Origin of the sequence: Paenibacillus mellifer, from assembly GCF_023195895.1 — a bacterium.
GTDB classification, from domain to species: Bacteria; Bacillota; Bacilli; order Paenibacillales; family Paenibacillaceae; genus Fontibacillus; species Fontibacillus mellifer.
In genome coordinates, this window is record NZ_JALPRK010000012.1 from 1 (window position 1) to 21046 (window position 21046).

The 21046-nt window shown below is 55.4% G+C and carries 15 protein-coding genes; 8 read left to right on the forward strand and 7 right to left on the reverse strand.

Translation table 11 applies throughout. The features are described from left to right. Window positions 1-125: 125 nt before the first annotated feature. Entirely contained in the window at window positions 126-1421 is a 1296-nt protein-coding gene (locus M0651_RS13755; RefSeq protein ID WP_248552324.1) for a methyl-accepting chemotaxis protein, read from the reverse strand. Window positions 1422-1672: 251 nt separating this feature from the next. Here M0651_RS13755 and M0651_RS13760 point away from each other — a divergent pair, with 251 nt between their 5' ends. Together M0651_RS13760 and M0651_RS13765 are read left to right on the forward strand one after the other, a co-directional pair. Further along, window positions 1673-2677 carry a LacI family DNA-binding transcriptional regulator gene (locus M0651_RS13760; protein WP_248552325.1) on the forward strand — a complete coding sequence of 335 codons (1005 nt, stop codon included), beginning with the start codon at window positions 1673-1675 and terminating at the stop codon, window positions 2675-2677. A 272-nt stretch (window positions 2678-2949) separates the two neighbouring features. Continuing rightward, a complete protein-coding gene (locus M0651_RS13765) occupies window positions 2950-4629 on the forward strand; it encodes a glycoside hydrolase family 13 protein (protein WP_248552326.1) in 1680 nt (559 codons plus the stop codon). Between the two features lie 113 nt (window positions 4630-4742). Here the strand turns inward: M0651_RS13765 and M0651_RS13770 are convergent, their stop codons facing one another. Further along, window positions 4743-6761 (reverse strand): methyl-accepting chemotaxis protein, encoded by a 2019-nt coding sequence (locus M0651_RS13770; RefSeq protein WP_248552327.1) that lies wholly within the window; start codon window positions 6759-6761, stop codon window positions 4743-4745. 305 nt (window positions 6762-7066) lie between these two features. Here M0651_RS13770 and secG point away from each other — a divergent pair, with 305 nt between their 5' ends. Beyond that, window positions 7067-7300, forward strand: coding sequence for a preprotein translocase subunit SecG (secG, locus tag M0651_RS13775; protein WP_155606956.1), 234 nt, complete (start codon window positions 7067-7069; stop codon window positions 7298-7300). Window positions 7301-7500: 200 nt separating this feature from the next. Next, a complete protein-coding gene (locus M0651_RS13780; RefSeq protein ID WP_248552328.1) occupies window positions 7501-8073 on the forward strand; it encodes a GNAT family N-acetyltransferase in 573 nt (190 codons plus the stop codon). 46 nt (window positions 8074-8119) lie between these two features. Here M0651_RS13780 and M0651_RS13785 read toward each other — a convergent pair whose 3' ends face one another. Then, the gene (locus M0651_RS13785) at window positions 8120-9676 is read right to left on the reverse strand and encodes a methyl-accepting chemotaxis protein (RefSeq protein ID WP_248552329.1); all 1557 of its coding nucleotides are present in this window, start codon (window positions 9674-9676) and stop codon (window positions 8120-8122) included. 276 nt (window positions 9677-9952) lie between these two features. Between M0651_RS13785 and rnr the strand changes: the two genes are divergently transcribed. Both rnr and M0651_RS13795 read left to right on the forward strand, forming a co-directional pair. Then, complete coding sequence (gene rnr, locus M0651_RS13790) at window positions 9953-12598, forward strand: ribonuclease R (RefSeq protein WP_248552436.1); 2646 nt, start codon at window positions 9953-9955, stop codon at window positions 12596-12598. Window positions 12599-13140: 542 nt separating this feature from the next. Beyond that, window positions 13141-14940 (forward strand): acid phosphatase, encoded by a 1800-nt coding sequence (locus M0651_RS13795; protein ID WP_248552330.1) that lies wholly within the window; start codon window positions 13141-13143, stop codon window positions 14938-14940. Window positions 14941-14990: 50 nt separating this feature from the next. Here M0651_RS13795 and M0651_RS13800 read toward each other — a convergent pair whose 3' ends face one another. Genes M0651_RS13800 through M0651_RS13815 form a run of 4 tightly spaced genes read right to left on the reverse strand, consistent with a single transcriptional unit; the run spans window position 14991 to window position 19319 of the window. After that, window positions 14991-15776, reverse strand: coding sequence for a PHP domain-containing protein (locus tag M0651_RS13800; RefSeq protein WP_248552437.1), 786 nt, complete (start codon window positions 15774-15776; stop codon window positions 14991-14993). Window positions 15777-15795: 19 nt separating this feature from the next. Then, complete coding sequence (locus M0651_RS13805) at window positions 15796-16617, reverse strand: energy-coupling factor transporter transmembrane component T family protein (protein WP_248552331.1); 822 nt, start codon at window positions 16615-16617, stop codon at window positions 15796-15798. Continuing rightward, the gene (locus tag M0651_RS13810; protein ID WP_248552332.1) at window positions 16592-18439 is read right to left on the reverse strand and encodes an ABC transporter ATP-binding protein; all 1848 of its coding nucleotides are present in this window, start codon (window positions 18437-18439) and stop codon (window positions 16592-16594) included. Before M0651_RS13810 ends, M0651_RS13805 begins: the two co-directional genes overlap by 26 nt. Beyond that, the gene (locus tag M0651_RS13815; protein ID WP_248552333.1) at window positions 18432-19319 is read right to left on the reverse strand and encodes a DUF8171 family membrane protein; all 888 of its coding nucleotides are present in this window, start codon (window positions 19317-19319) and stop codon (window positions 18432-18434) included. Before M0651_RS13815 ends, M0651_RS13810 begins: the two co-directional genes overlap by 8 nt. A gap of 187 nt (window positions 19320-19506) precedes the next feature. On the opposite strand from M0651_RS13815, the gene M0651_RS13820 reads away from it, so the two are divergent. Both M0651_RS13820 and smpB read left to right on the forward strand, forming a co-directional pair. Then, entirely contained in the window at window positions 19507-20361 is an 855-nt protein-coding gene (locus M0651_RS13820; RefSeq protein ID WP_248552334.1) for a MurR/RpiR family transcriptional regulator, read from the forward strand. A 102-nt stretch (window positions 20362-20463) separates the two neighbouring features. After that, complete coding sequence (gene smpB, locus M0651_RS13825; protein ID WP_155606970.1) at window positions 20464-20943, forward strand: SsrA-binding protein SmpB; 480 nt, start codon at window positions 20464-20466, stop codon at window positions 20941-20943. The last annotated feature ends 103 nt before the right edge of the window (window positions 20944-21046 follow it).

Sequence of the window (21046 nt, forward strand, 5' to 3'; positions counted from 1 at the left end):
GGAATGTTGTAGAAAATGCAATATTTCACATCCACAGGCCTGTTTGACCGCTCAAATCTTGCACAAAATGCAACATTTCCGCGACCAATTCCACTAATTTCTGGGACGAACCTCGCTCTACGGGTTTAAGCGACCGAGTTCCGCGACTCATCCAAACGGAAGCTTTCGATTGTGCCTTGCAGTTCTCTTCCGAGTGTCTCCAGTTGATCACCGGCGGTGGACATGGTTTGAATGGATTCGTGGATCTGCGCCGTCAGCATGACGATGTCGTCGATATGCCGCGTGGTTTCCGAGGAGGAACGCGCCATCTCATCGACGGTTGCAGCCACCTCCTGGCTTCCGGCCGCCATTTGCTGCCCAGTCGCGGAGAACCCGCTCATTTCGGTATTGATCGTTTCCACCTGAGTAAGAATATCGTGCATCACCGTCTCGGTTTTCCCGAGAACCGTGATCCCTGCCTGGATCTCCTGATGGGACGTGTCCATGGCCGACTTCGATTGGTTGGATTCCTCCTCGGCCTTCTCCAGCAATTCGCCGATCTCCTCGGCGAAGCGGTTCGCCTCGGAAGCCAGCTTGCGGATTTCGGTGGCGACGACGGCAAATCCTCTGCCTTGTTCGCCTGCTCGGGCGGCTTCAATATTCGCGTTCAGAGCCAGAATATGCGTCTGCTGCAAAATCCCCGTGATGGCATCCGTAGAAGTTGCGATATCCTCGCTGCGTCCTAGAAACTGCGAGATCGTTTCGGTTAGAACGCGAAAGGATTGATTCATCTTGCCCATTTGCTCGTTCATCGCCAGCATCTCTTGCCGGGTTATCTCTGCCATGGAAGCAACCCCGCTTGAGGATTCGGTGACCGACAGAGAGATTTCAGAGATATGCCCGATCCCGGTAGCCAATTCCTCAACGGCTTTGGCGCTTTCCTTGGCGGCGGAGTATTGCTGTTTACTGGCAGCCGCGATAACCTCCATCGCCGCAACGATCTGGTCAAATTGTTCCCGATTCGATTGGAGCCGTTCATGCAAATCGCGAATCTTTAGATTGACCTCGGTTGAGGTCTGTTTCACTTGGAGCACGAGTTGACCCAGATGCTCCCGCATCCCCTCCATCGGCACGCCGAAACGCTTTAAGCTGCCCAATTGATCCATCCGGATCCGGTGCGTCAGGTTGCCTGCGGCAATTTGCGAAATGAATCGTTCAATTTCCTTAAAAGGCTTGGCATAAGCTAGGAAATTCCGGATGCCAAAACCGATGGTGGCAACGATGATCAGCAGCATCAAGACGAGGTGTCGGCTCGTCAAGATGGGCTCGCCGGCAATCAGCGCACTGAGGGTTATAGCAAACGCTCCCATCAGTGCCCCTTGGATGATCATGTTGGCGAAGTAGCGGATAAAGTTACGAAGGACTTCATTGCTGTTTCGCATAGGGCACGCTCCTTAGTATGTATAATTTGAGGCTTTATCGTGATGAAGGATTCTGTCTTTAGAATAGCACTTTCTTTTTTTTAGCGAAAGAGAGAAATGCAGAAATATGTCGTATGATGTCAAACTATAGCGAATCGAAGACGTGCTTAATTAGGTACCTGGCTGTTTTCATTGACAACTGAAGCGGAAGTTCGGTATATTGAAGAAGAATAACGTAAACGTTTACGTTGAATGGAGAAGTGGATACAAGCATGAGTGCAACCATTAAAGACGTTGCCAGATTGGCAGGCGTATCGGTAGCGACCGTCTCCCGGGTGTTAAACGATTTACCGGGTTATTCGGAAGAGACGCGGGTGAAGGTGCTGGATGCGGTGGCTGAGCTAAAGTATCAGCCAAATGCAATCGCTCGAGGACTCGTTAATAAGCGGACTCAGACGATCGGGGTGTTGTTTCCGAGCGTATCCAGCGCGTTCTCCTCGGAGATCCTGCATGGGATCGAGGAAGCGGCGCAGGAGCGCGGTTACAGTGTGGTCGTATGCAATACAGCCGAAGACGGCAAGCGAACGATGAAATATTTACAGGTACTGCGGGAGAAGCAGGTAGACGGAATTATCTTCTCGAGTGGCGTGTTGAAAGAGGAGTATGATCAGACGCTCCGGGCGATGGAGGTGCCGGTCGTCCTGGTATCCACGAAGTCCGAGTATGCCGACATCCCTTACGTCAAGGTGGATGACCATCAGGCGGCGTACGACGCCTGTGCTTATTTGATCCGGCAGGGGCACCGCCGGATTGCGATGATCAGCGGACCGGCCCATGACGAGATCGCCGGCGAGCCGCGCATCGCCGGGTTCCGGGCGGCCCTGGCCGATCACGGCCTGCCGGCGGGTGAGGCGCCCGTGCTGGACGGGCGCTTCCACTTTGCCGGCGGCTGCAAGGCGGCGGAGCAGCTGCTGCGCCAATCGCCGGAGGTAACGGCCGTGTTCGCCGCCGGCGACGAAATGGCGATCGCCGTCATCTCCACGGCGGCGCGCCTGGGCATAGCCGTTCCGGAGCAGCTCTCCGTCATCGGCTACGACAATCTCAAGCTGGCCGAGATGTGTTATCCGCCGCTGACCACCGTTGCCCAGCCGCTGGCGGAAATGGGCCGTCTGGCTGCGGCCAAGCTAATGGCGCGGATTGAGACGGGCCAACCCGAGGGCAGCGAGATCATGCCCCATCAGATCATCGGGCGCGGCACGGTAAGCACGAGGGAGTAAGGAAGTCAGGATCTGTTTGCCAACGGAAATAGCGGTAATAAATACGAGGCAATTTATGGCCCGAGCAACTAAATAAGGACAAAAAGTACCGCTATTATCGCGGTAAACATGAACCCTGGAGAAATAAGGCCATTACATGTTCTTATTTTTCGAGCGCATTTCTTGCTCACCGATACGTAAACGTTTACCCAAACTGCTGTATGTACTAGTAAATGCAAAATAGCACGGTGAAGGGCAAAACTAATTAGATCTATCCAGAGGAGGACCTATTTATGGACAAAAAGTGGTGGAAGGAAAGTGTCGTCTATCAAATTTATCCGAGTAGCTTCATGGACAGCAACGGGGATGGAATCGGCGACTTGCGGGGGATCATCTCTAAGCTGGATTATTTGAAAACGCTGGGCGCGGACGTAATCTGGTTATGCCCGGTGTACGAATCGCCGAACGACGACAATGGGTACGATATCAGTAATTATCAATCTATCATGGATTCCTTTGGCACGATGCGGGATTGGGAGGAGCTGCTGGACGGACTACATACGCGGGGCATGAAGCTCATCATGGACCTGGTCGTCAATCACAGCTCGGATGAGCATCACTGGTTCGTCGAATCGCGTAAATCGAAGGATAATCCATACCGGGATTACTATATTTGGCATCCAGGTAAGGAGGGGGAAGCTCCGAATGACTGGGGTTCGTTCTTTAGCGGACCGGCTTGGGAGTACGACGATGCCACCGGCGAATATTACCTTCATATGTTCTCCAAGAAGCAGCCGGACCTGAACTGGGAGAACCCAAAGGTTCGCCGTGAAGTATACGACATGATGACCTGGTGGCTCGATAAAGGGATCGACGGGTTCCGCATGGACGTGATCAACATGATCTCCAAGCCGCCGGGGTTGCCGGATGGCGCAGACGGCGGGACTTGCATCAACGGCCCCCGGGTTCACGAGTTTCTGCAGGAAATGAACCGCGAGGTTTTGTCTAAATACGATATCATGACGGTGGGTGAAACCCTGGATGTTACGCCGGAGGATGCCGCCCTCTTCGCTGGAACCGACCGAGGCGAGCTTAGCATGGTGTTCCAGTTCGAGCTGATGGGTATCGATTCGGGATCCGACGGTAAATGGTGGGGCAAACCGTGGAAGTTGACCGATTTCAAACAGATCTTCTCTAAATGGCAGACCGATTTGGAAGGAAAGGCATGGAACAGTATCTACCTGAACAACCATGACCAGCCGCGCCTTGTATCACGGTTCGGTAATGACCGTGAGTATCGTAACGTATCGGCTAAAATGCTGGCCACGCTGCTGCATACACTGCAAGGCACGCCTTACATTTATCAGGGCGAGGAAATCGGCATGACCAATGTTCGGTTCAAGACGATCGACGAGTACCGCGATATCGAGACGTTAAATATGTACAAGGAGTACCTGGAGAAAGGCCGTACGCCGGAGGAAATCATGGAGGCGATTTACGCCAAGGGGCGGGACAACGCGCGCACCCCTATGCAATGGAACGGCAGCAGCCCGCATGCGGGATTCACGACCGGCACGCCATGGCTGGCGATCAACCCGAATTACCAGGACATCAATGTGGAGCAGGCGCTGGCGGATGACAACTCGATTTTCCATTACTATCGCCAATTGATCGAACTTCGCAAGCAACATGAGGTGATTGTTTACGGGAGATATGAGCTCATAAACGCCGACGATGAACAGGTGTATGCATACACCCGGACGTTGGGACAAGAGCAATTATTGGTGGTGTTGAATTTCTACGACCAACCAACCCGGTTTGACTGGACGACACCAGAAGCATCGCCCATCCTTTCGGAGAAGACCCAAGCGGCCAAGCTGCTTATCGTAAACTATGACGATGTGCCTGCAGACGCAGACGTGCGGAGCATGGATTTGCGGCCTTACGAGGCGCGTGTATATAAACTTAGTTAATTGTAGCAAAAAAGAAGAGGACGCCTGAGATCCGAGGCGTCCTTTGAATTGTTCATATTTTCACAAGGTAGTGTAGTTAACGAGGCAATATGCCGGTTATTACGCGTCTAGCCTTAAGCTTTAAAGACTCGAATTTGCTCCTTCAGCTCATTCATTAGCTGGTTTAGCGATTGCGCGGAAGCCTCGATGCCTTTGATAATCGCGGCTTGTTCCTCTGAGGAGCCAGCAACCGATTGCGCACTTAGTGCAGAATCCTTGGCCGTGCTTAGCATATCGCCAACTGAGGCGGCAATTTCTTCGGTGCCTGCGGAGATCTGCTGCGTTGTTGCCGACACGTCTTGGATTTGAGAGGAGACGTGATGGATCGACTCGCGAATCTGGCCGAACGATACGCCAACATTTTCCATTCGGTGGATGCCTTTATTGATCTCCTCAATGCTGTTCTTGACCGATTCCGCAGCTTGAGACGTGGAACCCTGGATGAACTGGATCAATTCGACGATATGGGCGATCGATTGACTGGTCTGCTCGGCGAGCTTCTTGACCTCACCGGCTACGACGGCAAAACCTCGTCCCTGCTCCCCGGCCCGTGCGGCCTCGATGGAGGCGTTCAGCGACAGAAGCGCCGTTTGGTTCGAGATATCGGAGATGACGTTCACGATCTCCCCGATCTCAGTGGAATGGGCGGTTAGCTGCTCGATATCGGTCGCCGTTTGATTCGCAGTCGATTGAATGTGCGCCATTTGCTCAATGGCCGACTGAATTTGCACATAACCATTCTCCACCTCGCTGGCGGCGGTTTCGGCCCGCTCGGAGACGCTGCCGGAAGCTTCGGCGATTCGCTGGACGCCAACGGCCATTTCCTCGGTCGCCCGTGCGGACTGCTCCGCGCCCATAAGCTGAGTTTCCGTACCGCCGGCGACGCCTTGAATCGCGGTGGTGATTTCCGCGGTAGCTTCGGTTGATTGACGTGTGGCATTGAGCAATTCGTCGGAAGCGGCGGCGACCTCCCCAATCGTACGATTGATCTGCTTCACCATCGTCGCCAGAGAATCGATCATCAGGTTGATGTTGCCGCTCATCTGCCCGATTTCGTCCTTCGAGGTGACCTTTACCCGCTCGCTGAGCTGCCCGTCGGCGACTTTCTTCATGACGGCGGAGACTAAGCGGATCGGCTTCACGATTTGGCGTGCCAAGAAGAAGGCGATCACGAAGACGAGGATGGCGGTGGCAACGGCGATGGCGATAGACAGGTTGCGTGCATTGTTCACTTCCGCGAAAATTTCTTGGGTAGGCACGGTAATCACCATCTTCCAGCCGGTGCTAGGCACTGTGCCGAAGTATGTAATAACTTCCTTCCCCGACTCGTCGCGGTAGGTGACATGCCCGCTCGGATTGCCGAGGATGGTCTTGACGGTTTCCTTCAGCGCCGGCGTCTTAGCGTAATCCTGGATATTCTTGTTGAACCGTTCGGTGTCCGGATAGCTGTAATACACGCCGGTATTCGAGATGACGTAAGCATAACCGGTGTCGGCGATCTTGATTTTGCCGCTTAGCTGGGACAACACGTCCGGGGTAACGGAGAAGGCGACACCACCCAAGAACTGCCCGCTCTTATTGTTGACCGGTACCATGGCGGCGATGAAATACTTGTCCAGCGGCTCCAGATAACTCATCTCGGAGTAGGCTGTGACTTTGTTCTTCTTGGCTTCGATGAAGTAAGGGCTCTTCGAGGAGTCGGCGCTCATGCCGAGCATATTCGTCAGCGTCCCGTTCTTGTCGATCACGCTGAAGCCTTCCGACTGTTCATCGCTTTGCTCGAGCACATTCAGAATCGGGAAGATCCGATCCGGCTGGAACGTCTGGAACTCCGGATCCTGCTGGACGAGATTTTCGACGGCTTTGGATTTGCCCGAGATCCATTCGTCGATTTTGGCGATGTTCATATCCAGTGTGGATTGGACCAACTCTTCGTTGTTCTGCGTAATGACGTCCCCGAAATAGCTGACGAAGAATACGCTTGCGCCGAGGAGCGGGAGGAGAGAGGTCGCAAGAATAATCATCAACAGCTTGCGTTGAAAAGATCCGGACTTCTCTTGGGACTCACGTTTCTCTTTCTTGAACTTGAACATAAATTACCCTCCTGGTGTGCTTGTGAAAATATGACTTAAGTTCATGTTATCACGAAAAAAAGGGGTAATTTGGCACAAAATAGAGAACTATAGGACTCAAATTTCGTCGCTTTTTGGGGAATAATGACAAACTTCGTTGACTGATGCAGGACATTCGTTTTAGATAGATCAAGGGAACCGGTACAATGGGAAAACGGTTGTTATTCGATGGACGCTATGGTACAATAATAATGCTGTTTTTGTATCGTAAATATCTGAGTTTCTGGAATAGATGAAGGATGTTTCTCACTTAGGAGGTGGATTGAATGGATATTTTGCTGAAGGTATTGCTCGTTATTTTCTCGATCGGTTTGATCGCAGTTGTGTTGCTGCAGAAAGGGAAGAGCGCGGGTCTAGCCGGTGCCATCTCCGGGGGTGCTGAACATCTTTTCGGAAAAACGAAAGCGCGCGGCATGGAGCTCGTTCTTGAACGGATCACGGTCGGATTGGCAGCGGGTTTCTTCATCTTGTCAATCGTCGTTGCTGTCGTGTTGGACTAACCTACAACAATTCTAGCCAGAGTAAGTCCTCGTTTCCCTCGGGAGACGGGGGCTTTTTTTGCGTTGTTTTATGAAAACAAATCGTAACAATATTGAAAGGAATTTATTAGTAATAAATGTTAGATTATGTAGGATTTTCGTGGCTTGCCATAGGTAAAAATATTACAATTTTGGTACAGACAATGAGAGGAGGAAGGAAATTGTACAAACTGGTGGAATCGCTGGAGGAAGGAACCTTGTTTCACTCGATTTGGATGGAAGCCTGGATGGAGAAGGGCTTTGAACCGGAATTTGCCGACAACGTCTTGGGTCGGTGCCTCGTTTATGACGCCTCGGGGGTACCGGTGGGGACCGTAGAATTCAAGCCCTATGTGCCTAGATCGGACGAGCCCTTAAATGAATTGGTGCCGTTTGATGACCATCCGGCCATATTACTCGCAGACCCGGGGGAAATCGCCGAGGTTGATAAGGTGGCGCTGCTCAAACGGTATCGCGGCCGAAACCTGAACAGGCTACTCGCAACGATTGTATTGTTTGCTCAGCAGAACGGGATTCGCCATTACGTCACGCTGCTCGAGCCCACGTTGTTTCGGGCGCTTCGCATCTCCTTTCATGTCCCGATGTCCCAGGTTGGCGAACGCCAATTTTACAAAGGGGACGATGTCGTACCGGCCATTATTCATGTGGCGGAATTTTACGAGAATGCGGAACGTTTTGCGTGGTATTTGGATACACTCGAAAGCTTAGATCAAGAAACGGTCTTATCTACATAACCTAAATACAAGAGAAGGCTTGCCCGCGGGCAAGCCTTCTTCATCTCTACGAACCAACCGGGATCGGCTGCTTAGCGTTAGCTGACGGAACGGACGCCGATTGAACCGCTTGAGGCGCCTCTGCGGTTTCGCCCGTTGCGGTGGCCGACAAGGAGAGAATCAAGGTGTCGAGATCCTGATAATGTTGAACGATCTCGTGGATTTTACCATCCTGGGCTTCGATGCCCGCCAAAATTTGCTGGGCCGCGCTCATATTATGTTCGGTGCTTTCAGCCAGCTCCATGATTTCCGCCATGATGCTGCCGTAACGGTCCTGCATCTGCCGTACGGAACGATCAACCTCACTGGATTGCTGATTGACCGTCCGGGCATTGCCGGACACCTTCTCCACATAGCTCTGGACTTCTTGTGCTTCTTCCTGCCCGGAATGGATCGCGGTCGAGCCAAGTGTAATCTGTTCGGCGACGTTGTTGATTTGCCCGATGACGTCCGCCAGAATGTCGTTAATACTTTGCGTTGCTTTCTGCGAATTCTCCGCCAGCTTACGGATTTCCGTAGAAACAACGGCAAAACCTTTACCATGCTCCCCGGCATGTGCCGCTTCAATGGCGGCGTTCATGGCGAGCAGGTTCGTTTGCGTGGAGATCCCATGGATCGTCTCGACGATTTGGCTGATTTGCTCGTTCTGATCGCGAAGCTTCTGCATTTGCGTGACCGTTCCAGCAATCACCTGCTGCAGATGCTCAATATGTACGGATAAGGAATTCATTTTCGCCCCGGCTGCCTCTGTATTGTGAAGCATATCGGTGGATAACGCTTGAAGCTGAGCCGAAATCTCTGCTGTGACCTCCACGGCCCCGCCAACCTCTTGCACGGATTTGGTCGTTTCCGTAAGCCCCAGGGTCTGACGCTCCAGAGTGGAGGAGACGCTGCCAAAGGTTGTTGTAATCTCCTTCGAGATCGAGCCGGTGACGTTCACGTTATCCCGCAGCTGTGTGCTCAGACGGCCCAATACGTCCAGCGAGGTTTGCAAATTCGTGAGCAATTCATCGCTGCGGCGTTTAGCTTCTGCGGTATCACGCTGCTTCGTTAATACATCCTGCTGCAGGCGTTCGCTAAACCGAGCGGCAAAAGCTAAAGCCACGGTCAGAAATCCCAGGAACAGCAACAGATAACTGAGCGACTCCCGAGGGAATAATTTATCGTGGTAGAAGGGAACGTTGAAGAAATAAATGGTGATCCCTATACCCAATACGCCTGCGAAAATAATCGGTTTGTAATTGGAATACAACGTCATGATGCCAATGGATACGTAGACGAGCAAATACGTGCTGACAATGGGGTCCGGATCATGATAGATCAGCAGAAACGTCAGCAGTTGGGTGATCACAGGAATGACGAACATGACGTAGCGTGTCCCTTTGTTCGCGTAAGTCATGTAGGTCGCAATGGAGCAGCAGATTCCGCCGACGATGATCAACGTATACAGGACTTTGCTGTCGACTTGGATCATGATGTCGGTCAGGACGCCGAGGGCGACCATTCCCCAAATGATTTTGACGAATAACTTGTTGCGTCGTTGCAGAATGCTATTGTTCTCCATACCTTCTCCCTCTCCTAATTCGTGGAATTCCTCCATTATATTGTCGGCTGGATTTTCATAAAAATTAAGCTTTTTTCATGAAATCCATGTAATTTCACGGGAATCCCGGGTGAAAACGGATGCCAATGACGAATTTCGTGTATACTAGGGGATATACGGGTAAAGGAATATCATGGAAAGACACGTGCAAAATTACACCCCGGCAACCCAAGGGACAAGCCGGGTTTGAGGTGAAATCATTTGAAATTAATCACAGAAGCAGAGCTGCTCGCATTTATGCGGGAAACCGCGTATAAACCGTTGACGTATCAGGAACTGGAGGAGCATTTTGGCATTACGGATGCCAGCGATTTCAAAGAGTTCCTGAAGATGCTCAACCGCTTGGAGCAGGAAGGACAAATTATATTAACCCGCACTCATCGTTACGGCGTTCCGGAACGGATGGATTTGGTGCGCGGGCGTTTGCAGGCCCATGCCAAGGGATTTGCGTTTCTCATACCGGAGGATCGCGATCATCCGGATGTCTACATCCATGCGAATGACTTGAAGAGCGCGATGAATGGCGATACCGTGCTGGTGCGCGTCAGCTCGAAAAGCGCGGGCGGCGGCAAGCTGGAAGGCGAGGTCGTACGCATCGTACACCGCGCGGTTACTCAGGTAGTGGGGGTCTTCCAGAACAACGAATCGTTTGGTTTCGTCATCCCGGATGACAAACGGATCAACAAGGATTTGTTTATCCCTCGCGAAGGCTTCGGCGGGGCGGTGGACGGCGAGAAGGTTGTGGCCGAAATCGTGGAATACCCGGAGGGGCGCTCCGCCGCAGTAGGACGGGTTATCGAGATCCTCGGACACAAGGATGACCCGGGCGTCGATATCCTGTCCATTATCCGCAAGCATCAGCTGCCGGAGGCGTTCCCGGAGGACGTCATGGCAGAGGCGCAGGATGCGCCTGACGAGATCGAGGAGGCGGAAATCGTCCGCCAAGGTCGGCGGGATTTGCGCGACAAGGTGATCGTAACGATCGACGGCGAGGACGCGAAAGACTTGGACGACGCCGTCAATGTGGAGCGCCTGCCAAACGGGAATATCCGGTTGGGCGTGCATATCGCGGACGTTGGGTATTACGTAAGAGAGAGTTCCAAGCTGGATCAAGAAGCTTATAACCGCGGATGCAGTGTGTATTTGGTGGACCGCGTCATTCCGATGCTGCCGCACCGGCTGTCGAACGGGATTTGCTCGCTGAATCCGAAGGTGGACCGCTTTACGTTGTCCTGTGAAATGGAATTTAACGAGCAGATGAAGGTCGTGAAGCACGATATCTTCACCAGCGTGATTCGCACGAAGGAACGGATGACTTACACCAATGTGCGCAAAATCCTGCAGGAGGAAGATCCGGAGGTAACGGAGCGTTACGCCGATCTGGTCGAGACGTTCCAACTGATGAAGGAGCTGGCGCTGAAGCTGCGGGGGAACCGCATGCGGCGGGGCGCGGTGGACTTCGATTTCGAGGAATCGAAGGTCATCGTCGATGAGAACGGCAAGCCGGTCGACATTGTAAAGCGTGAGCGTTCGATCGCGGAACAGATTATCGAGGAATTCATGCTGGCGGCGAATGAGACGGTGGCGGAGCATTTTCATTGGCTTAAGGTGCCGTTCATTTATCGGATTCACGAGGATCCGGACCAGGAGAAGCTGATGAACTTCATGGCGTTTGTCGCCAACTTCGGGTACGCGGTCAAAGGCGGGAAAGGCAACAAAATACACCCGCGCGCGCTGCAGACGCTGCTGGAGGACATCCAGGGTACGAAGGAGCAGACGGTCATCAGTACGATGATGCTGCGCTCGATGAAGCAGGCGAAATACGATGCGGAAAGCACCGGGCACTTCGGGCTGGCGGCGGAGTTCTACACGCACTTCACCTCGCCGATCCGGCGGTATCCCGACCTGGTGATCCACCGGGTGATTCGCGAGGTGATCGAGAGCAACGGCGCGTTAAGCGAAGCGCGGATGGAGTATCTGGCCAGCCGCATGCAAGATATCGCGCAGCAATCGTCTGAGCGGGAGCGTATCGCCGTGGAGGCGGAGCGCGATACGGAACAGCTGAAGAAAGCGGAGTTCATGCTGGATAAGGTCGGGGAGGAATTCCCCGGCATTATCAGCAGCGTCACGAGCTTCGGCATGTTCATCGAGCTGGAGAACACGGTGGAAGGGCTCATCCGGCTTAGCGCGATGACGGATGACTATTACCATTTCCACGAGCAGCACATGGCGCTGATCGGGGAACGCACGTCGAAGATCTATCGGATCGGCGACGAGGTCAAGATCCGCGTAGCGCGCGTGAACATGGACGACCATACCATCGACTTCGAGATGGTCGACATGAAGCCGCGGCAGCGCGGCGAGTTCGGCGGCGGGCGCGGAGCCTTTGACGGCGGCCGGAGCGGCGGTGGCCGCGGCGGCAAGCCGGGCAAAGGTGGCAGCAAGGCCGCCGGCAAGGGCAAGGGCGGCCGCGGCGCAGGCAAGCCCGGCCGGGGTGGAGCGGCGGCGGGGATCCTCGCCGCCGCCGAGGGCGTAGGCGCCGGGGCGGGCGCCCCCGGTGGGAAGCGCGGCAAGCGCGGCGGAGCTGCCAAAGGCAGCGGCGGCGTCGCGCTTGGCAGCGCCGTGGCCCGCGCGGACAGCGGCGCGGGCGAGGGCCCGGGCGCCGCGTCGGACGGCGCGCCCGCGTTTGGCTTCGGCTCCGGCAAGGGAGGCTACGCCTCCGGGACGGTCGCCGTGGCTCGCGATGCCGGTCGCGGATACCGCAGCACCGGCGAGGACAAGGGCTCGCGGCGGAAGAAGACTTCCGCGAGCGGGGTCTTTGTCGGCGCCGGAGAAGCCGCCCCGGGCCGCAAGCGGGGCGGCAAGGGCAAGAAGAAGAAGTAGGCCATATCTGGCCTTGAGTCAGATGCGCAGGCTTTGATTTCTCAGTGCGGAATCTGGGGGAAGCCCGAAGGGTCAGCTGCGTTAGGTCCTAAATGTATGCGAAAAATCAAATATAATGAGGGAAATTCGGCGATTTCAACGGAATGTATATGAAAAACCAAGTACAATTGCCCATCAGGAGGGCGTTGGCCTAGAATCTGTATGAAAAACCGAATAGATTTCGTGTTTTTGGAGGCTAGCACCGTTTTGTATGCGAAAAATCGAATACAATGGGGCGGGGCAGGGTTATCGCGCCCATAAGAAACTTAAACAAGAAGGCAAGCGGTTTGAACTGCTCGCCTTCTTGTTTTTTTTGCGCCCAATTTCTTCCGTGGCTGTGTGCTGTTGGAAGATTAATGACCATATAAATTGAATTACATAAGCATTAACCTTGCGCAAACCTCCCGCTAACACTCGCATAACACTTGTCCCCTACATTAGGAAGGGTAGGTTTGCGACCTTGGGTCTTGCAAGCAATTCAACAAGGAGGAAGGATCATCGTCATGAAAAGGTTAAAAACATCCATCGTATCGACACTACTTCTCTCGCTGATGGCGGCAAGTCCGTTGGGGAGCGCGGGCGTGGCGAGTGCGAACGTCGCCGCTCAGGTGTACCCCACTAGTGTGGCCCCGGTTGAGGCATCTTCGGGGGCTTTTGCCGATCGGTACAAGAATAACGTAAAGGAAAATGCGACAGTTGAAACCAACCCGGCCATCGAGGCGCTCTCGGGTTATCTTGAGCTGTGGACCCCGGGGAAGACCTGGGATGGCGGCACGATCCTGGAGCAGTCGGTCTTGGACGCGAATATTCGTAAAGTCGTTGAGATCACGGCCAAACGCACCGAAGCTGAAGGGAAAGCGGCGTATCTCGACGACCGGAGAAACCAAAGCTACAGCGTAATCGACGGTTTAGGCCCGCTGGCCGACGTTTATCGCCATTTAACCGGTGCCCAAACGACGATCCTCGATATCCCGGCGGATGCGACCGAAGTTAAATACGACGATAAGGGCACGGGTGCCGGCGATCCCGAATCCAAACTGGGGAACATGGTGAAGTTCGTAAATACCGTGCGGGGTAACTATTCCTCTTCGAATCCGGCCAAAGGGTACTATCAATACCCTCGTCCGTTCCGTTGGAGCGAGGAGGTTAGCGTACTGCCGACGCTTATTCCCGCCAAAAATCCGGACCCGACCAATGACGGCGGATTCCCGAGCGGACATACCAATGCAGCGTACCTGGCGGCGTTTGCCATGGCTTATGCTGTACCGGAGCGGTATCAGGAGCTGCTGACGCGCGCTTCCGATTTGGGGCATAGCCGTATCGTGGCCGGGATGCATTCTCCGCTCGACGTGATCGGGGGACGGGTGCTGGCTACGGCGTTGTCCGCCTCGATCCTGAACGATCCGGAGAATCAGGGCTTGAAGGAAGCCGCCTACAAGGAGGCGCATACGAAGCTGCTGAACCAGGTCGTTACGGGAACCGATCCTTATAGCAATTACGAGAGCAATAAGCAGAAATTCACGGAGCGGCTGACGTACGATTTTCCGCAGATTCAAGATCAGGGCAAAGCCGTGACGGTGCCCAAAGGGGCCGAAGTGCTACTCGAAACTCGTTTGCCTTATTTGGATAACACGCAACGCCGTTGGGTGCTGGCAACGACCGGTCTGCCATCCGGGTACCCGTTGCTGGACGACAAGGAAGGCTGGGGCCGCTTGAATTTGTTTGCGGCGGCGGATGGTTTTGGCGCCCTCGTGAACGACGTGACGGTGACGATGGATGCTGCGAAAGGCGGATTCCATGCGGCTGACCAGTGGCGCAACGACATTTCCGGCGCCGGGAAATTGACGAAGCAAGGAACCGGCGCATTGGAGCTCACGGGTAACAATACGTTTACGGGCGGAGTGCAGCTGGAGCAAGGCACGCTGATTGGCAGCTCGGCTACGGCCTTAGGGAACGGTCCGGTCGTGAACAATGGCGGGATTTTGCAGAAAAACGTTCCCGGCGAGCTGATCGTCTCCAGCAACTTCAAACAATCGTCTAAAGGGACGTTGGAGTTGGCTTTAGCTGGACCGGACAACGGACCGCTCCGCATTAAAGGCACGGCCACGTATGGAGGCAAGCTGCGGGTGGATCTCACCGGCGTGGAGCTTTCCGATAAGCAGCGCATTACGGTGATTACGAGCGGCAAACGCGATCCGAAAAGCACCTTCGCTTCGATCGAAACGAAAGGCCTGCCGGCTAAAACGCAGGTCAAAGCCATCTACAACGCACATAGCGTGCAACTGTTGATTACGAAGAAGTAAGGCTCGCAAAGAACAGCCCCCGGAGTTATGGCTCCGGGGGCTGGTTGCTTTTAGGCATCGGCTAACGTAGGGGTGGGCTCTTCCAGCTGCGCCAGGCGTTTCAGCAGTTTTTTCAGCATGACGGAGGCTTTGACCTGGAGGGGCAGGCTGTCGGCGATGCGCAGCTCGTAGGCCCCGCTCAAGATGGCCTGCTTCAGCTCGGCGACGGAATCGCAGGGGCGATGCAGCTCGTTATACAAGCTGCCGTATTGCAGGCACTGATGGGTGTCGCTCCCGGCGGTCACCGGCTTACCCAGCTCGGCGGCGAAGCGTTCGACGTTGGCACGGTTCACTTCGTTGCCGTATTCGTACATATCCTTGGCGTTCAGGTCAAAAGCGTCCAACCGCCGCAGTTGCTCCGCCTCCAGATGATGGAGCGGGGTGGAGACGCGGAACGGATGCGCGCCGATTTTGAGCAAGGGGTAGCGTTCGGCCAGCGTCATCAGCTCGTCGAAGGGGATGAAGGAACCTTTTTCCGTATAGTTGTCCAGCGCGTGGCGAACCTCCAGAATATGCTCCTTGCGCCCGATCAGCAGAATATGGCCGGTTTCGCGGATATCCACCTCCATGCCGGGGAAGATGCGGAGGCCGTCAGCCTCGTAGTATTCCCCATTGAAGGGGTACAGGCGGTCGAGGTTGTCGTAGACCTCATGGAAGTTGCGCGTATTAAAATGCTCCGTCAAAGCGAGGGCATTCAGCCCGTTCGCCTTGGCTTCGGCAATCATTTCTTCGTAATAGGCCGGCGAGAAATCGGTGGCCTTGGATAATTTCGCGTGGGTGTGCAGGTCGATGCGCATCGAAACAACTCCTTGTTGGTTAGATAAATGAAGCGGAAGTCCAGAACAATAACGCCACATAAAGCGCCGATCCGCCCAGAAAAAGAACATCGCGCCGCTGCAGCTTCAAATGCGACAGCTTGAGCTTCTTGGCGGCGGGGTTCTTCATGCCGTACGAGAAGCCGCGCGTTTCCAGCGCTTCTACGGTGGTGCGGGAGCGTTTGGCTGTCGCCAGCATCAGCGGGAAAAAAGCGTACACCAGCAGCTTCAAATAGTACGCGCCAAGCCGCCAGTACAGAACTCCGTGCCGCTCGGGCGCTTTGCCGCGCAGCCGGTAGGAGAGCAGCACGTTGCGGAACTCCTCGAACAATACCGGCAGAATGCGGTAGCCGTAGGACAAGCTGAACGAGAAGGCGGCGGGGACGCCAAGGGCGAGCAGGCCGTCGCTGATTTTTTCCGGATCCATGCCCGAGAACACGGTGATACTGGCCAGCGAGACGATCGACAGCTTCAGCGTAAGCTTGAGCAGCGGCAGGGCGGAAGAAATGTCTCCTCCGAAGAAAAGCGAGATAATAAACAGCCAGCCCACCTGTCCGATCAAGCCAAGGCAGAGCACAATGATGATGAACGGCGTGACCCGGGACAACACCGTCGTGATGATGACGAACAGGCACATGCCGGCTAAGACAACGTAACTGTTAAGAAACCACGGGACGATGGCATAAAACAGATACCAAATCAGCAATCCCCGCGGATCCAGCCGGGAAAGGGAAGCATGGCCGCTGCCGTAGGCCGTGTTCATTAATTCGAGCTGGATGCGGTCGAGCGAGATTTTGTTAAACCAATTGCGGACGAGCTGCATGCGGGTGGATCTCCTTTCCGGTGAGGATGCGGTTCAGGCGGTCGGCCAGCTCGATTGGCGAACCGCATGGCGGCTGGAGGCCAAGGGCGGCGGACAGCTCCATGCTTTGCGTCAGCGCCAGGCCGGCGCGGCGGATCAGCTCCGGGTTGGCGAAGACCTGCGCCGCCGTCCCGTCCGCCAGCACCCGGCCGTCGTGCATGACGATGACGCGCGTCGCCCAGCGATGAACGAGCTGCATGTCATGCGTGGCGATCAGCACCGTGCGGACGTGCTGGTTCAGCTCCTCCAGCGTGCGGAGCAGCTCTTCGCGGGTGGCCAGATCGAGATTGGCCGTCGGCTCGTCGAGCAGCATGATCGCGGGCCGGATCGCCGCCCCGATGGCGAGCGAGACGCGACGCTGTTGGCCGCCGCTCAGGAGGCGCGCGTCGCGGTCCTGCAACGGCTCCAGCCGGAAGCTGTGCAGCATGCGTTGCAGGGTATCGTCCGCGTCCGGGTAGCCGCGCCGTTTCAGGCAGTAGGCGATCTCTTTGCGCACGCTGTCCTCGATGAACATGTCCTCCGGGTTCTGGAAGACGAAGGCGACGTCCCGCGACAGCTGCTCGATGGAGATGCTGCGGGTATCCTGCTGGAGGACGGCAACGCTGCCGTCGGACGGCTTGGCAATCCCGGCGATCAGCTTCAGCAGCGAAGACTTGCCCGCGCCGTTGTTCCCGATGAGCGCGATCCGTTCATCCTCATAGAGCGTCAGGTCGATGCCGTACAGCACGGTTCGCTCCGCTTTGCGGATCGTGCGGTAGTTCAGGGAAGCGCCGTTGAACTGGATGACGGGGTTCCGTTGGTTGTCGGGCTGATGATTATCATCGGCGGACAGGGAACGAGTGCTGACCCAAGGAGCAGGCGTTTCATTCGGTAGTGTTTGAAGCTGCCGCTGAAAATAAGGGATCGCGGTTTCGGTCGTGATCGGATAAGTTGCCTGCTGGGCTTGCTTGTTGTTGGGATTCCATCGCATTGGTATGTTGGTGTCCTGCAGGGCTGCTAGATAGGCCGCGGCTTGGGTGACCTCGGGCGGCTGAATGCCCAGCCGCTCCAGATCGTCGAGGCTGTTCAGGGCTGCGGTGACCGGGCGTTTCCACAACACCCGGCCTTGATCCAACAGGCAAACCTCCTGACAGTAGTCGGCGATAAACTCCGAATGATGCTCAATCACGATAATCGTCTTGCCGTGGTTCTGGTTCAGCTCCTGCAGCACTTCGTAGACCTGACGGGCATGGCTCGGATCGAGCTGGGACACCGGCTCGTCGACGATCAGGATCTCTGCGCCCAGCGAGAGGGCTCCGGCCAGGGCGAGTAGATGTTTTTGTCCGCCGCTCAGCTCCCAGATGTAACGGTGCTGCAAGTGTGTGAGGCCGCAGAGCTCCAAAGCGTGGAGCGCCCGATCCTTGTAGTCGGGCAGCCCGTAGTTCAGCGGGGCGAAGCAAGCCTCGTCCAGTACGGTGGGCCGCACGAGCTGGTTGTCGAAGTCCTGATAGACGTAGCCGACGCGGCGAGAGAGTTGGGCGACGGTTTTTTGCGCGGTGGATTGGCCGTGAATGTGTACCTCGCCTTCAAAGTCGCCGGAATAATAATGCGGAATGAGCCCGTTGAGCAGCTTGCATAATGTCGATTTGCCGGAGCCGTTGCCGCCGATGATGGCGGTGAAGGAACCGGGTTCAATCGTCAGGTTCACCTGGTTCAGCACAGGCAGCTCCGAGCCCGGGTAAGTAAACGACACGTTGCGGATGTCGATCACAGGGCCGCGGGTTTCGTTGTTCGGATTAAGCATACGGCAAGTTCTCGGACTCGTCCCCGGTTTGAATGCTACGCGCCCGCTTGGCCCGCATGATCAGCAGGACGATAACGGCTACCACGGCTGCGGCGGCAATACTAAGCCAGATAGCGCCCGAGCCCAGCCGGTCAGCCAACCCGCTGTCCCACTCGCCGAAGTTCCAGTCCGTCTCGGACAGCGATTCCGCGCCAAAAGCGATCAGCGCCAGCGCAATCCCGCTCAACACCAGCTTCGGCGAAATGACGCCGGCGGCTTCGTATTTGGTGGATTTTTCGCGCGGTTTGATGCCAAGGAGCGGTTCGATTTTTCCATAGAGTCTAGGAACCAGGTAGAGGGTAGGCAGCAGGGCGAACAGGATGCCGGAGAACAGCACGTCGTTCAGGAAGCCGACGCCTTCGACGATCACGACGCTTTGCGCCAGCCCGGGGACGGCTTCGAATTCTTCGACGCCGATCCAGACTTTGCCGATGTCGACCAGGCTGCTGCACAGTTGATGGATGATGACGCCCGTGATGGCGGCGGTGCCGACTTGCAGGCGGTTTTGCGGGTTACGGACCATCCGTCCGGCGACGTACATGGCGAAGGAGAAGGTCAGGAATTTTTCCAGCTCGCCCAGTCCGCCGAATTGTCCCAGCATCAGCTCGCCGAAAATCACCTCGCCCAGCGCCGCCCCGACCGCCGCATACAGCGGGTGGAACAGCATACACAACGTGAGCGGGATAAACGCGAAGTACTCCACCGAGAGTTCGATCGGCCCGAGGCGAAACTCGGGGATGAGCTCGGTGAACATGTTGGACAAGCCGTACAGGGACATGGAGAGGACGAAAATCATCATTTTTTGCGAGGACGTGAGGGTGTACAGGGTTTTGCGGTTCATGAAGGGAAAACCTCCTTTAATGAGTCGTTCTTCCCAAAGTGTAGAGGCCGAGTATTAAATGAGACATGGGTGTATGTCAACGGATTGTAATATTTTTTACATAGTGAAAATGATGTAAATAAATTTACATAACAATGGCTTGTTAGAATAGGAGCAGAACAGAACGAGACCCTAAGGAGCGGAGCCCATGTCGAAGTATCGGAATCAACTATTTGCGAAGCAAGTGAAGTTCTCCCCCGGCCATCAAAAAATCGCCGATTTCATCGAGCGGCATCCCGACGAGGCTTTGTTCATGACGGAGCAGGAGTTGGCGGATCGGGTGGGCACAAGTATTGCCACGGTGTCGCGGTTTTGGCGGTCGGCGGGATACGAGAACGGCAAGGACTTCCGCTTGCGGCTTCGCCAGGCCATCGATACGACCCCGGCGCATAAGCTGGAGGCGACCATCTCCCGGCTCGATCCGTCGAGCTTGCCGCTGAAGCTGCTGGAGCAAACGAGCCTTCACCTGCGGGAGTCGGCGGAGCGGACCGACCCGGAGGAACTGAAGCATGCCGCCGCCTTGATGGCAGGAGCCAGACGGATCTACGTCTACGCGCCGGGGCCTTCCGTGGCGTTGGGAGAGCTGTTATTTTACCGGCTGTCCCGATTCGGGATGTCGGTGCGGATGATGGCGGCCAGCGGCCATGAGCTGCTGGAGTCGCTGGCGCATGTGCAGCGGGAGGATGTGGTGCTGCTGTTCAACTTCACCCGGCTGCTGCCGGAGACCGAGGTGATCCTCGACTGCGTCAAGCGCATCGGATGTTCGGCCGTCATGGTGACGGACCGCGAGGAGTTCCGGTATGGGGCGCAGGTGGATGCTGCTTTTTACGTGAGCCGGGGGGACTTGGGAGAATTTCATTCGATGGTGACGCCGCTGCTGCTGATTGAGCAGATGATTCTGAGCATCGGACTGCTGAATAAAGAGAAGGTGCTGGCCAAACTGGAGTACTTGGGGGAACTGCGGGCGAGGTATGCGGATAAGCTGCCACGGGGGAAGGCGTGAAGTGGGTGGCTGGAGGGCGCTCATCCTTGCTTTTGACCGCCTAAGTTGGTACAATAAATGTCTGGTAAACTGCCCTGTGGGGCTTCAGAGGAGAGTGAGAACATGGGCAAGAAAAGTGACGGTAAAGTGCTGGCGCAGAACAAAAAAGCTTCCCATGACTATTTCATCGAAGATACCTACGAAGCGGGCATGGTGCTCACCGGCACGGAGATCAAGTCGATTCGGAACGCCCGGGTGAATATCGGGGATGCGTTCGCAACGATCCGGAACGGCGAGATCCATATCCACAACATGCATATCAGCCCGTTCGAACAGGGGAACCGGTTCAATCCGCTGGACCCGACACGGACGCGCAAGCTGCTGATGCATAAGGTGCAAATCAACAAGCTGCTGGGCTTGTCCAAGCAAGAGGGGTACTCGATCGTACCGCTCAAGATTTACATCCGTAACGGATATGCGAAGCTGCTGCTAGGCCTGGGCAAAGGGAAGAAGCAATACGACAAGCGCGACACGGCCGCGAAGCGTGATGCTCAGCGTGATATTCAACGGGCGCTGCGCGAGAAGCAGAAGGTCGCAAGGTAAGTTTGGTCGGCTAAGGCGAAGTTCCCAGCGTTTCCATCAAGTCCATAAACATCGAGAAGCGCAAACATGGTATACTAATTGATGTAAGAGATGATCACGTTCC